The following is a 13,199-nucleotide window of genomic DNA, read 5'->3' on the forward strand; positions in this document are numbered from 1 at the left end:
CCGCGCCACCCAGCCGGATGGCGCTTCGCTTATCCGGCCTGGATAAGTGTGCCCCCCTTAGGCCGGATAACGTGTCAGCGCCGCTATCCGGCTGAAGCATCAGAATTTCCAGGACACGCTACCGACAATGCTACGCTCGGCGCCGAAATAACAGTATGAGAGCGAATTACAGGCCGCAACGTAACGCTTGTCGGTCAGATTGTTGACGTTCAACTGCGCGCTCCAACCTTTAATACCAATACTCGTTAAGTCGTAGCCAACCGCCATATCCACCAGCGTGTAGGAAGGCAGGGTGTGAGTATTCAGGCGGTCGCTGGTAATACCGTTGACGTAACGCACACCTGTGCCCAGCGTCAAACCGTTCAGCGGGCCGCTTTTTACATCGTAACTCAGCCAGGTACTGGCCTGATTACGCGGCGCGTATACCGCGCGCTTGCCCTGCTCTGCCGGGCTGCTTTTCTTATAACGAATATCGGTATAGGTATATGCCGCCTGCAGACGGAAACTCTCCGTCAGTTGGCTAATCGCCTCCAGTTCTATCCCTTCAGACTCAATTTCCCCAATCGAGCGATACGGATCGGTCGGTTCTTCTTTGGTGGCGATATTGGTTTGATTGATACGGAACACCGACGCGCTAAACTGGCTGTTGAGTCCCTCCGGCTCATATTTCAGGCCGGCTTCCCACTGCTTACCTTTCATCGGGTCCAGCAGATTCCCGTTCTCATCAGCAAAGCTGGTTGGCGTAAAGGCAGTGGAATAACTCACGTACGGTGCAAAACCATTATCGAACAGATAAAGCAGCGCGGCGCGGGTGCTGAAGTTGTTTTTATCCAGGTCGCTGCGGGTATCGTTTTGCTTATCAATGTTAGATACGCTGACTTGATCGTAACGACCACCGAGCGTAATACGCCAGCGATCCCATGACATCTGATCCTGCAAATAGTAGCCCGTCTGACGTAGTTTGTGCTTCTCACGCGCATACATGTTGATGTACTCAGGCTTTGCACCATACACCGGATTAAAGGCATCAATCGGCGGAAACGCCCCGTAGTAGCCGGTGGTATTGTTACTGCGATCCTGATAGTCGATCCCCACCAGCAGACGGTGGTTAACCTGCCAGGTATCAAAGCTGCCATCGAGCTGGTTATCCAGCGTAATCGCCGACATTTTTTCATCAGAACCGGAGTAGCCGCGATTAAGCTCGGCTTCATTCAGCCAGCCTGCCGCATACACCTGGTTCAGTTCAACGTCGGTATGCAGATAGCGCAGCTTTTGCCGTACCGACCAGCCGCTGTCGAACAAGTGCTCAATGTTGTAGCCCACCATGTTTTCGCGACGATCGTATTTATCGTAATCATCCTCGCCTTCATAAAAGGTGTTGGAGATCTTTTGGCCGTAATGTGGAACCACGGTACCGTCATACGGCAAACCGGAGTGGCTACCACCTTCGGGGTCACGGTGCAGATAGGCCATCAGATCCAGACGCGTTTGATCGGTGATGCGCCAGGTGAGGCTCGGCATCAGCGCGTAACGTTCTTCCTTCAAGGGACCAAACTGCGAGTCCGCATAACGCGTCATTCCACTCAGTCGTGCGGCGACGCGATCGTTATCATCCAGCGCCCCGGTAACGTCAAACGCCGCGCCGCGCTGGTTGTTGTTGCCGGCAAACAGCTTCACTTCTCCGCCCGCATCAAACGACGGCTTACGTGATGTCAGCGCCACAATACCGCCCGGAGAGGAACGGCCATACAGTACGGAAGCCGGGCCGCGTACCACTTCGATATCTTCAAGGAACCACGGATCGACCACCAACGAGCTGTGCGAATTGGTGTCGCCCATCATCTTGAGGCCGTCGAGATAAACGTTGTCCAGGCTACCGTCGGAGAAACCGCGCAGTACGATGTAATCAAAACGGTTAGAGGCGCCAATTTGGTTGCTGTACACCCCTGGCGTGTAGCTGACGGCCTGACGCACGCTGGTAGCGCCCTGCTCTTCAAACTGTTCGCGAGTAATAATTGACACCGACTGTGGGGTTTCAATATCCGGCGTGGCAAGTTTGGTGGCTCCGCTCTGCATTTGCGAGGTAACCACCACTGTATCGTTTTTTGTTGTTTCCTGCGCCAGCAGAGGAAAAGCTACGCTACCGGTCACCCATCCCACCATCAGCGCCAACCGAGTCTTCGCGAACATGAATATCTCCCAAGGCATGTCTAATTGTAAGTGAGAATTATTACCTTTTTGCTGGCAGAGATAGCTATGCCGGATGCCAGGTTGCCTATGCGCAGTGCCAAATTGTCAGGCAGAAACGTGCGCAAAACGCAAAAATGGATTAGCAAAGTTTGAGCATATCGCCCGGCGAAAAGCCGTAACGACGACGAAAAGCGGTAGAGAAGTTAGTCGCGTGCTGATAACCCGACATCCAGGCCGCCTGCTGTACGCTGTATCCTTCCAATAAATATCCGCGCGCACGTTCCAGACGGCAATCGCGCAGGTGGTCAAAGACGGAACAGCCATACGCCGCACGGAACTTGCTGCGCAGGCTGCTGGGACTCATCGCTGCGCGTTGGGCCAGTGCGCTGAGGGTGTAGTCATTCTCGGGACTCAGCTCCAGCAGTCGGCGCACGATCTCGAGGCGCTGCTGTTCGCTGCTGGCGGCCTGGCGCTTACCGCTCTCCAGCTGACAAATGCTGAGGCCGTGGCCAAACAACTGCAGAATTAGCCCTTCCAGCATCAGTTGGCGAGAAACATAGCTGAGCGTACTTTGCTGGGCATACTGTAATCCGCTAAGCAAAAAACCCGGCACCTGCCAGATAAGCGTCGGCGTCAGGCATCTTTCCCACTCGCGCATCAACGCCTCCAGCAATCCCGTACGCCACGCGCCATCAGGATACAGCCCCAGCGATAACGTACGCAGTTTGCAGTGCGCAGCGTGACGGGCATTCATGGTCTGGTGTTCGCTAAGGCGCGAGCTAAACGCCATCCCGGAGCGCACCACGTGTTCCAGCCCGTTGATCGTCAGGATCACACAGCCTTCCAGCACCACCAGCATATACAGAGGGCTACTATGACGGGAGGTGGTTTCGTAGGGTTGCAGCACCTGGACATCAGAGTGGGTGACGCACATTCCGCAGGGTAATGTCATCTCTTCGACATTCCCCTGCAGTACGGGACTAGAGTGAAGTAAAGCTGGCTTTTGTGACAGTTGCGGAAAGCGGTAATCAATTCCGTAGCGCTCACCAAAATCCATAAATTCACTGACGGAGTAGGTACGTGTCAGGCGTGCGGATGTATTTTGGCCGGTGGTGTTGTTCATGCTCTCTTCTGCACAGAAAATGGGATTAATGGTTTATGACTGATAGCAACATTACCATTCCGCGCAGAACACAACAATAATAATGAGAACCATTATCAATTAAGTGATAAAAAGTTTCTCAGTAGCCAGCCATCTCATCAGGCTGAATAACCCACTGATGAGATGAGCAGTGCCTGGTTAACGTCTTGAATACTATGCTACGATTTTTCTTCCACCTGGAACACAGCCACCGCCTCAGATAACATTGCCGATTGTTCTTCCACGCTGCCAGTCGTCGCAGCAATTTCTTCCACTAACGAGGCATTTTGCTGGGTCACCTGCTCCATTTGAGTCACGGCAACACGGATCTGCTCTATGCCGCGACTTTGTTCCCCTGATGCTCCGGATATATCTTCCATTAGTACATTAATGTTGCGTATTGCCTTCGCAATATCCGCCATCATGGCGCCACTATTTTCGGCTATTTCCACCCCTTCTTTGACGCTAATTGCCGCTTTGGCAACCAGTTCACTGATCTCTTTCGCCGAGGAGGCGCTGCGCTGCGCAAGGGTTCGGACTTCACTCGCCACTACGGCAAACCCACGCCCGGACTCACCCGCGCGTGCAGCTTCCACCGCCGCGTTTAATGCCAGGATATTGGTTTGAAAAGCAATACTATCAATAACATTGGATATTTCGTTCACGCCTTGCGCATTTCGGCTGATCAGGTGAATTTTCTCAACCATATCGCTCATTAAACGCTCACCACGCAATGCCATTTCCGTACTTTCACTGGTCATGACGGATGCCTGATGTGACTTATCCGTATTATTTTTTGTGGTAACTGAAATCTGCTCCATACTGGCTGCCGTTTCCACCACTGCCGCAGCCTGTTGTTCCGTACGGGTTGATAAATCGGAATTACCGGAAGCAATTTCCTGCATACCGACATTAATCGATTCAACACCATCACGAATAGTGCTGACAGTCTCCCGCAGGCCGTTTTGCATATTATGCAAATTTAAGCACAATACCCCGATTTCATTGTTACCCGACACCTTGACAGGATGGCTTAAATCACCTTTACCAATCCGCTCAAAATGCTCAGATACGATTTTTAAAGGCTGAATGATGGTCCGGTTCAACCAGAAGTTACAAATAAAGAAGATAAGCACCGTAATGACCAGGATCACCGATACCTTCAGGATTGAGTTATTAAACTGAACGTGTGTTTGTGCAACGATCTTCTCACCAATCAGCATTGTTGACTGGTAATAATTCGTCACTTCGTTATCAAAATTTTTGCGGGCCGCGAGCAGTTCTGCATTAGCATTTTCTTGTGTATTAATCACACTATTGCTGGAAAGCGTCACGTTTAATTTATCAACAGACTTTTGTTCAGCATCCATTTGTTGCTCAAAAGCCGTTCTGATAATTTTACCGATTTGCGGATCGTCAGCAGTCAAGCCAGGAATCCCCCAGAAAACATCGAACTGTTTTCTGGCATACGCCAGCTGATCTTGCACCTGTTGTAATGTCTGTTGGACATCAGTCGGATTATGTTGTTGAATATTATCAAGCACGCTTCTTACTTTATAAACAGCCTCAACGACATTATGCAGTGTATCCTGCTCCTTAATGATATTATGTAGTAACAAGGTGTTTTTTTGATTTCCTTTGAGATCTACCAACTCAAATCCATTGGAAAAAAACTGCATGAAAGTAAATAGCAACAGCAATAATAACAGGCTGGTTTTAATTCTCATATCCTTTAACATTTAAACATCTCCATAACAATAAAGTCATCTGCGACTTAATAGTTATCGACACATCACGCAATATCTTAACCTGTAAAATGGTTAATTATTAGAAAGTTTCCGCATTCATTCTCACGTAATAAATTAATTACACAGGTGTACATACTGCGATTAACAGCCACCCTTTTGTATCGGCAATAATAAGGCCAAAACCATTCAACATTAATATTACTTATAGATATGAACGGTAACCTCTTCCTGATAATCGACGGGCGCCCGCACCCAGGACAACGAATCAACAACGATCTGCGCCATTTCATTTTCTAAACGTAACAAAGGTGTACTGGCTTCTGGCGCGCCTGTTCTTTCAGCTATCTCGAGAACTCCGCGAAAAGAAATGGACACGCTGTCTGGAATATCAGATAACCTTATCCATTCGCTGGTAATCACTAACTTTCGAGTAAACATTCGCTATCCCTGGAACGTGGTTTATATCCGATAATCTCACATGTTGATCAACACAATGTTTTAATTAACAGCACACTGCTCATTTCTTCAGTTAAGCATTACTTACCAAAAGAAAATGGAAGTGATAAAATTCATTTGAAATGTGCTTTACAAACTCAGCCGGAAGGTTATGTTTAATGAAAGTTAACTTGGCAAACTCAACATCACCATATACCCGGATACAGAATGGTTTGACAATCTCACCCTGTACGCCAAAACACTCCTGAAGCCGTGTGTCATCCATAAAAATAAAATCACCTGCTCTTACTTTAATCTTTTCATGCAGATCACGCCACTTCTCTGGCGTAAGCAGAAAGCTTTCCCAGCCATTATTTCTCAATACCTCAATCGAATGAGTAAACTTAAAGTAGTCATTTTGCATCGATACATCACCACTCGACGTTGAGTATAGATATTCTATTTTAAATTTAAGTTGCGCATTGAGACTTTTTTTCTTTCCTTCATCAATTAACCATTGAAGTTCATTGACGACGTTCCTTGAGAAGAGCTTTCTTTTTTTAGCGATCGCCAGCCATTGCATAATAAAAAGATGCTCTGACATTTTAGAGTGAATCTTGCGGTCCTGTATTGCGATACCAATTGCGACTAATGCACTCCAGGTAAATGCTTCAAGATCATCCTGATAATGGTGTCGTAACGTACTAACTTTTCCTGAATCCCTTACCACTTAAACCTGCCCAAATAAATCATTGATACATGTAAACATTGCATTATTCCATTTGAAAAATTACTACAACTAAAAACATCAAAATATGATCCAGATTAAATTATCACCATGTAATAAAAATGCAATTTCAATACATTATTCTTATTAATCATTGATGACAGTGTGGTTCAGCAATAAATAATAAGAATTATATAATAAAGACAAAAACTAATAATACTTACCAGTTATCAACTCCGCCTTTCGTTAGCAATATGATTATCATAAAATTTCAAAAATTGCTGATTTGAGGAAATATCCTGGCATGTTCCGCCTGACATTCCAGGAAATCCCCCCTTTCAACACAAAACAGACTTTAAATATCCTGATGAAATCACATTTTTGCCTACGCAACGCAACGGATAGCCTCGCGGCCACAGGCCGTTTTTTTTAAAGAGGTATCAGTAATATTAACGCTTTTAATTTCGTCCAATACAAAAAAGCCCCCCCCGAGTCGATGCACAGGAGGTTGGCTTGTCTCAGATACCGTTAATAGAAAATACCGATGATCAGGGTGTGAGTCACAAACCCCACAATCAACGGTACGGCAGTACGCTTCACCACATCGAATGGGGTTATTTTCGCCCCACTGGAAACGGCAATCACCACGCCGGAAACCGGCGAAATTGCCCGGCCCATATGCGACGCCTGCTGCATCGGCAGGATCATAGCAACGGCGTTAGCGCCCATGCTGGCGGCGATTTGCGGAATGAGCTCAACAAAGGCGAGGAATGGTGCATTCCCCGAGCCCATAATGATAGCCGCGGCCAGCGTCACCAGCGCAAACACCACCGCCATAGCAAACGGCGGTAATCCCACGTGTTCTGCCATCAGAATGAGTTGATCGATCGCACCGATTACTTTGATGCCGTGAGCAAAAACCCCTGCAGCAACTAGCAGTCCAACCACACCGGTAAACGCGGTCCCCATTCCTTTGAGGAAATGGCTGAACCCTTCGCATACCGACTTTAAATCACGCACTCGAATCCATTCAATCAGCATACAAATGGTCATTGAAATAAGGACAATAGTGATGATATTCAGGTTAATCCCCCTGACGAACATTTCGGATGATCCCACAGCCATCAGTATCGGAAGCATGGGGAGCAGTGCGTAAAAAGCAGGGGCTTTTCCTGAGTCAGTCACCTCAGCGCTCCCTATTTCCCGCGGTAACGTCCCTGCTTTACGGTCGCAATGCCGCTGCCAGAAAAAATGACATACCCCGACGACCAGAACCGTAGCCAGCGCGGCGGGTCCCTGGTGGTAGACAACATATTCCACCACATCCATGTTCACCGCTTTAGACCCCCTGATAGCATCGATTGCCGTCGGGGTGTATGCCACGCCAAGCGAAGTCGCAATGACCCCGGCAGCTGAGGCTGCTGAGAGGCCTAATCCCAGCATAATGGGGAACATCGTCCCCATCAGCAATACGGCAAGCCCGGTTGCTGAAGGAATGGCCAGTTGCAGAAGGCTGGCGAGCAGGTAGGAGAAAAAGAGCAGCACATAGGGTGAACGCAGCGCCCGTAAGGGTTTCGTGACGACACGCACGACCGCTTCATTTGCGCCGATATGATCCATGTAATGCGCAAATCCCATTAACGCCATGATCATCAGACCGAGATCGGCGGCGCGCGTGCTGAAGAGATCGCGCATCACCTCAAAAGGATCGAGAAATGAAATTCCCGTACTGGCAACGCCCTTCGGTAATACGGAACCCCATCCGGTTAACGCGGTGCAAATCATCAGGACTAAGCCTGCAATGAATAGTACGGGCTCAGCGCGATAACCTTTCAGAATCAGACGCGCGACCACCACGATAACCAGTAGCGCTATTAACACCTGAATCATGGCTGGGTTCCCCGCTGCGCGAACTCAGCATAAGTTTCCTCAATGACAGCCACCACAACATCACTGGCAGCCCGAAGGGAACGCACCGGCAAATACTCATAAATTGAATGGAAGTTATGAGCACCGGTGAAAATATTTGGGCATGGCAACCCTTTCTGCGACAACACGGCACCATCATATCCGCCACGCATGGCGACAGGGGTTGGCGTTATGCCGCATTTCTGATAAGCGCGTAATGCAATATCAATCGGATAACGCGCATCACCTTGTAGGCTATTAAACACATTCTGATAGCGATCGGCTAAATGACAGACCACGCTGTTTTCTCCCCACAGCGCACAGGTGCTGACGGCAAGCTGGCGGATAAACGCCATCCGTGCCTTATAACCTTCTTCACTGAAATCGCGGATATCCAGCTTAAGTACCGTGCGGGCACTGTTCCCCTGCAGCTGTTTTACCCAGTAATAACCTTCGCGCCCTTCCGTATACTCAGGCGCTTCTCCCCCGGGTAGCATGGAAATAAACTTATGCGCCATCAGCAGCGAGTTCTTCAGCTTACCTTTGGCCGACATTGGGTGTGCGGACTGGCCGGTAAAGATGATTTCCGCATCACCCGCATTCCAGTTCTCGTAAACAAACTCACCGATACCGCAGCAGTCCAGGGTATAGCCAAAATCAGCGCCAAACGCAGCAACATCAAACGCTTTTGCGCCACGCAAGCCCTGCTCCTCATCCGGGACAAACCCCACTTTTACCGGCCCATGTTTAATCTCCGGGTGAGCGACCAGATACGCAAGAGCATTCATGATCGCAGCGATGGCGGCTTTATCATCAGCACCTAACAGACTGGTCCCGTCGGTCACCAGCAGGTCATCACCGATATAATTTTTCAGTTCCGGGAATTCACTTTCGCGCAGGTAAATATTCAGCGCTTTGTTCAGGCATAAATCCCCACCGAGATAATGCAGGCGCTGTGCTTTGGTGTCTGCGGTTTGTTCCGCACTGGTATCCAGATGACCAAAAAAGGAGACGACCGGAATTGTGTCGTCGGTATTTGCTGGTAGGGTTGCCGTCACAATAGCGGTATCCCTGACCTTAATGTTTTCCATTCCTAATGCTTCAAGTTCTGCTGCAAGCAGTTTTGCCAGTTCCATTTGACCGGGAGAAGAAGGCATTATCCCATTAGCGCCGTTTTCCCGTGACGTCGTGGTATTGATTTTCGTGTAGTTAATAAAACGTTCAACAATATCCATTCCTGGAGATCCTTTAATTTGTCATTTACGAGGTACTGCGAGAGGTGTTCGGCATGCAGCGCGGGTTGAATTATCTGAAACCAAATAAAATCAGCGTTCATCCTGGAACGCTGATTTTATGGGCATTACGACAACGATTTATGTAAAGGAAGATAAAAAAGGCCAGTAATTATACCTGTGATTATAAAACTCCTTTCTGATTGATAAAATCATATTCCCTGTCTGTTTTTACTGCTATTTCCCATGGCGTTAAGCTAACAGAAGTCATAAACAGTATGCCTAACCTAAGAGATAATAGAAATCATTTAGATTCCTGTGTTCTGTATTGGCACAAGACATACTATCGCTATATTTTTTTAATGAACAAATACTGTATCAGCTACATGCAACCGTTTGCACCTCTCTACAAATAGCCACTTAGCACACTAAAATCCGTGAACAAAATCACAATTACCTCAAAAGCAAAAAACTTCTATCGCACTGAAAAAAAGGCAGTTATAAGAAAAACTATATAATACCCATACAAACATAGTTACATTTATACTATTTCAGTACGAAATAGCTTCAGAGTAATACGATTACAATACAGCCGTAGACTTCGACAAAACAGCATCGTCATAATTAAGAAAACAAAACTTAAATATTAATAACATTAATATTTAGGTTTCTATTTATGGTAATTAACCAAATAACATCCAGGCAAAAAAAACCTCTCCCCCGAGAAGAGATTCAGGGCAGAGGCAATACGGGTGTCAAGGACATACTTATAGTTTTAATGATAACAGAAGAGCTTCTTGCAGGATCGAGTATACACACTTAGCCACGTTAAGAAAATTCCCAAAACCATCAAATTGAAAATTTGATTTAAAGCTACAATTATAATACAGGAGTATTTATCAAAGTGTTTAAACAACCAACAAGAAGATTAAATCAAACTAATCAATGATGTAATACGGATAAAAGCAACAATGCTGCATGGCTACCGATAACGTTACTGGTGATAATGGAACATTAAATTACTTTAATGAATCAATGCATTTTCACTTAACGAAAATTAAAAAGTTAGTAAATAAAAGAAATACAATTTCTCGTTACAGATCGCACTTACTCCAAAAGGGGTTTTCCCCTGAAGTTCCTTGCTGGTATGATTCAGCAGGTAAATACCTTTCAACTCAACCCGAGGCTTTGATGCTGGAGAATGTAATCATCTGATAATCAGCTTCCCGACCTTTTCAGGCCGGACTGGTTATCAATGCGCCGAATTCGAATGCGGACACCGTTGTGTGTTTGCACGTTTTGCACATGATGATTAAACAGGTTTTCCAGTATGAATTTATCCCGTCAGGAACAACGTACTTTACACGTTCTCGCCAAAGGTGGCCGTATTGCTCACGTCCGTGATGCCTCAGGCCGCGTAACTTCTGTCGAATGCTATAGCCGCGAAGGGCTGCTGCTCTGCGACTGTACCCTTGACGTATTCAAAAAGCTCAGAACCAAAAAACTGATCAAATCCGTCAATGGTCAGCCCTACCGTATCAATACTACCGGGCTGAACAACGTTCGCGCCCAACTGGATAATCGCTAAGGAGAGAGAAATGGATATCCCGAAGATTTTTACTATCAGCGAAAGCGCACATCGCATCCATAACCCGTTTACCGCGCAGAAATACGCTACGTTAGGTCGGGTTTTACGGATGCCCCCGGGCACCCGCATTCTGGATCTCGGTAGCGGTTCGGGTGAGATGTTGTGCACCTGGGCACGCGATCACGGTATTTCCGGCTTGGGTATCGACATGAGTCTGCTGTTCAGTGAGCAAGCTACCCTGCGCTCCAGGGAGTTGGGCGTCACTGAGCACGTGCGTTTTATTCATGCCGATGCAACGGGGTATATTGCCGAAGAAAAATTTGATATCGCCGCCTGCATTGGCGCGACCTGGATTGGCGGTGGCGTCGCCGGAACGGTCCAACAATTGAAGCAGAGCCTCAAACCAGGCGGGATCATGCTCATCGGCGAACCGTACTGGCGTCAGATCCCCGCAACGGAGAAGATTGCCCAGGCCTGCGGCGCTACTGCGATGACTGATTTTCTTTCTCTGCCTGAACTCGTTTCGTCTTTCGGCCTGCTCGGTTACGACATGGTTGAAATGGTACTGGCTGACCAGGAAGGTTGGGACAGATACGAGGCGGCAAAGTGGCTGACGATGCGCCGGTGGCTGGAGGCAAACCCGGACGATGAATTTGCCCCAGAAGTTACAGAGCAACTGAGAAGTTCACCAGAACGCCACGTTGCCTTCACCCGGGAATACATTGGTTGGGGCGTGTTCGCCCTCATGCAGAGGTAATATGCGCAGTCGGTATAGCCGGACGGGTTATACCGACTTTCTCATCGCTTACTTCATTAATACTTCCACAAATTTAGCCAGCCATTGCGGATGCGCTGGCCATGCAGGCGCGGTAATCAGATTGCCATCAACGTGGGCCTGATCAATGCCAATATCTGCGTAATGTCCGCCGCTCAAACGAACTTCTGGCGCACAAGCCGGATAGGCGCTACAGGTCCGATTTTCTAACACCCCCGCAGCAGCTAACAGCTGAGGTCCATGACAAACTGCAGCGATGGGTTTATCAGCAGCATTGAAATCTTGCACCAGTTTAATGACATCCGGATTGAGTCGGAGATATTCTGGTGCTCGCCCACCGGGGATTAGCAGCGCGTCGTAATCTACCGCCCGCGCGTCAGAGAAATTCGCGTTCAACGTGAAACGATGCCCGGGCTTTTCACTGTAGGTCTGCGCCCCATCAAAATCATGAATAGCAGTTTGAACGTAATCACCCTGACTTTTATCCGGACAGACGGCATCAACACGATGGCCCAGCATTTGCAACGCCTGAAAAGGCACCATCGTTTCATAATCTTCGACATAATCCCCGACCAGCATCAGTATCTTCTTCATTCGTATCCCCTACTCCCGGTTATTAATGATGAGAAATAACGGCCTCCTTTACTATAGCCCACACGTCTCACGGCATTAATAAATACAGCAGAAAACACCGTCACCCGACGTCTGAAAGTAGTTATCCTTGTCCCTCCGATATAGGCATGTGATGATTCACCGCCGGCTGAACCCATTTTAATCTCTGTAATGATGCCGTGATTGCACCACTATTAGATACTATTCTGAATAATGGCGGCCTTTACAATATTCTATTTATCAAAGAAATATGAGAATCCTGCCATACATCCTCAGGGCTAATAAATCCTTTCGGATTATATGCAATGTTAACTCCGGCATTGTTGAAGCAAGCGTAGACGAGTTCAGAGCAAATGTACTCCCTGTCCTTTTTCGCTTTTCCTTTCCCAAGTGCGATCCTCGCAAGGATGCGTGCTATTTCTTCTTTATCATATGGGCGGGTTAGCTCATTAAGACCAAAAGCGGCTATTTGCTCAACGGCAGATTTAGCCAACGTATCATATCGAGCAAGAACAACCCGGCCTTTATAAGGTTTTCCAATATCATCATAATCAGATAGATATTTTGATAATGGAGCGAGTCGTACCCCCATATCTTCCACGCTTTCCAGGAGCAACACGCGATCTATTTGCGGTAAAACAAAAACAATCCCCACATGGCTCCATGGCGAATCCGTCACCTTTTCAATTGCTTTTGATACCAGGTAGTCTCCGGAGGCGAAAAAAAGGTCACCTGATTTTAGCGTTTCACGCAACGTGGCATAATTAACCACTTTCATCGCTTTGACTTGTGCTAAATCAATATGCTTTGGCATATGAACCTCGAAGAGAAAAAGGGTGGCAT

Annotated in this window: 12 protein-coding genes and 1 pseudogene; 3 read left to right on the plus strand and 10 right to left on the minus strand. The window is 47.6% G+C overall.

Annotation, left to right across the window (positions count from 1 at the left end; translation table 11 throughout):
* Window positions 1-99: 99 nt before the first annotated feature.
* The 8 genes and pseudogenes from foxA to pepT all read right to left on the minus strand — a co-directional run bounded on the left by foxA (window position 100) and on the right by pepT (window position 9,384).
* The gene (foxA, locus tag ACU8YC_RS11835; RefSeq protein ID WP_414437991.1) at window positions 100-2,208 is read right to left on the minus strand and encodes a ferrioxamine B receptor FoxA; all 2,109 of its coding nucleotides are present in this window, start codon (window positions 2,206-2,208) and stop codon (window positions 100-102) included.
* Window positions 2,209-2,329: 121 nt separating this feature from the next.
* Complete coding sequence (locus ACU8YC_RS11840) at window positions 2,330-3,313, minus strand: helix-turn-helix transcriptional regulator (protein WP_286543181.1); 984 nt, start codon at window positions 3,311-3,313, stop codon at window positions 2,330-2,332.
* Window positions 3,314-3,510: 197 nt separating this feature from the next.
* Window positions 3,511-4,302 carry a methyl-accepting chemotaxis protein gene (locus ACU8YC_RS11845; RefSeq protein WP_444505648.1) on the minus strand — a complete coding sequence of 264 codons (792 nt, stop codon included), beginning with the start codon at window positions 4,300-4,302 and terminating at the stop codon, window positions 3,511-3,513.
* Window positions 4,294-5,070 (minus strand): annotated as a pseudogene (locus tag ACU8YC_RS11850) (HAMP domain-containing protein); the annotation flags it as partial. The gene ACU8YC_RS11845 and the pseudogene ACU8YC_RS11850, both read right to left, overlap by 9 nt.
* Before the next feature lie 207 nt (window positions 5,071-5,277).
* Entirely contained in the window at window positions 5,278-5,517 is a 240-nt protein-coding gene (locus ACU8YC_RS11855) for a hypothetical protein (protein WP_446895362.1), read from the minus strand.
* Between the two features lie 91 nt (window positions 5,518-5,608).
* Window positions 5,609-6,244 carry a DUF2913 family protein gene (locus ACU8YC_RS11860; protein ID WP_187252964.1) on the minus strand — a complete coding sequence of 212 codons (636 nt, stop codon included), beginning with the start codon at window positions 6,242-6,244 and terminating at the stop codon, window positions 5,609-5,611.
* 525 nt (window positions 6,245-6,769) lie between these two features.
* A complete protein-coding gene (gene dcuC, locus ACU8YC_RS11865; protein WP_151218547.1) occupies window positions 6,770-8,131 on the minus strand; it encodes a C4-dicarboxylate transporter DcuC in 1,362 nt (453 codons plus the stop codon).
* Complete coding sequence (pepT, locus tag ACU8YC_RS11870) at window positions 8,128-9,384, minus strand: peptidase T (RefSeq protein WP_414437994.1); 1,257 nt, start codon at window positions 9,382-9,384, stop codon at window positions 8,128-8,130. Before pepT ends, dcuC begins: the two co-directional genes overlap by 4 nt.
* Window positions 9,385-10,359: 975 nt before the next feature.
* Here pepT and ACU8YC_RS11875 point away from each other — a divergent pair.
* From ACU8YC_RS11875 to ACU8YC_RS11885, 3 genes are all read left to right on the plus strand, one after another.
* A complete protein-coding gene (locus ACU8YC_RS11875; RefSeq protein ID WP_446895363.1) occupies window positions 10,360-10,596 on the plus strand; it encodes a hypothetical protein in 237 nt (78 codons plus the stop codon).
* 115 nt (window positions 10,597-10,711) lie between these two features.
* Window positions 10,712-10,969, plus strand: coding sequence for a YjhX family toxin (locus tag ACU8YC_RS11880; RefSeq protein ID WP_003021255.1), 258 nt, complete (start codon window positions 10,712-10,714; stop codon window positions 10,967-10,969).
* Window positions 10,970-10,979: 10 nt separating this feature from the next.
* Complete coding sequence (locus ACU8YC_RS11885) at window positions 10,980-11,726, plus strand: SAM-dependent methyltransferase (RefSeq protein WP_187259331.1); 747 nt, start codon at window positions 10,980-10,982, stop codon at window positions 11,724-11,726.
* Between the two features lie 48 nt (window positions 11,727-11,774).
* On the opposite strand, the gene ACU8YC_RS11890 is transcribed toward ACU8YC_RS11885, so the two are convergent.
* Together ACU8YC_RS11890 and ACU8YC_RS11895 are read right to left on the minus strand one after the other, a co-directional pair.
* Window positions 11,775-12,338, minus strand: coding sequence for a DJ-1/PfpI family protein (locus ACU8YC_RS11890; RefSeq protein WP_151218544.1), 564 nt, complete (start codon window positions 12,336-12,338; stop codon window positions 11,775-11,777).
* Between the two features lie 241 nt (window positions 12,339-12,579).
* Window positions 12,580-13,170 carry a YiiX/YebB-like N1pC/P60 family cysteine hydrolase gene (locus ACU8YC_RS11895; protein WP_187252967.1) on the minus strand — a complete coding sequence of 197 codons (591 nt, stop codon included), beginning with the start codon at window positions 13,168-13,170 and terminating at the stop codon, window positions 12,580-12,582.
* Window positions 13,171-13,199: the final 29 nt, after the last annotated feature.

Source organism: Citrobacter sp. VF227, from assembly GCF_052950715.1.

Coding starts and splice junctions, on each gene's coding strand:
- foxA (WP_414437991.1), bottom strand. CDS start 2,208: ATGCCTTGGGAGATATTCATGTTCGCGAAGACTCGGTTGGCGCTGATG.
- ACU8YC_RS11840 (WP_286543181.1), bottom strand. CDS start 3,313: ATGAACAACACCACCGGCCAAAATACATCCGCACGCCTGACACGTACC.
- ACU8YC_RS11845 (WP_444505648.1), bottom strand. CDS start 4,302: ATGCAAAACGGCCTGCGGGAGACTGTCAGCACTATTCGTGATGGTGTT.
- ACU8YC_RS11855 (WP_446895362.1), bottom strand. CDS start 5,517: ATGTTTACTCGAAAGTTAGTGATTACCAGCGAATGGATAAGGTTATCT.
- dcuC (WP_151218547.1), bottom strand. CDS start 8,131: ATGATTCAGGTGTTAATAGCGCTACTGGTTATCGTGGTGGTCGCGCGT.
- pepT (WP_414437994.1), bottom strand. CDS start 9,384: ATGGATATTGTTGAACGTTTTATTAACTACACGAAAATCAATACCACG.
- ACU8YC_RS11875 (WP_446895363.1), top strand. CDS start 10,360: ATGGCTACCGATAACGTTACTGGTGATAATGGAACATTAAATTACTTT.
- ACU8YC_RS11880 (WP_003021255.1), top strand. CDS start 10,712: ATGAATTTATCCCGTCAGGAACAACGTACTTTACACGTTCTCGCCAAA.
- ACU8YC_RS11885 (WP_187259331.1), top strand. CDS start 10,980: ATGGATATCCCGAAGATTTTTACTATCAGCGAAAGCGCACATCGCATC.
- ACU8YC_RS11890 (WP_151218544.1), bottom strand. CDS start 12,338: ATGAAGAAGATACTGATGCTGGTCGGGGATTATGTCGAAGATTATGAA.
- ACU8YC_RS11895 (WP_187252967.1), bottom strand. CDS start 13,170: ATGCCAAAGCATATTGATTTAGCACAAGTCAAAGCGATGAAAGTGGTT.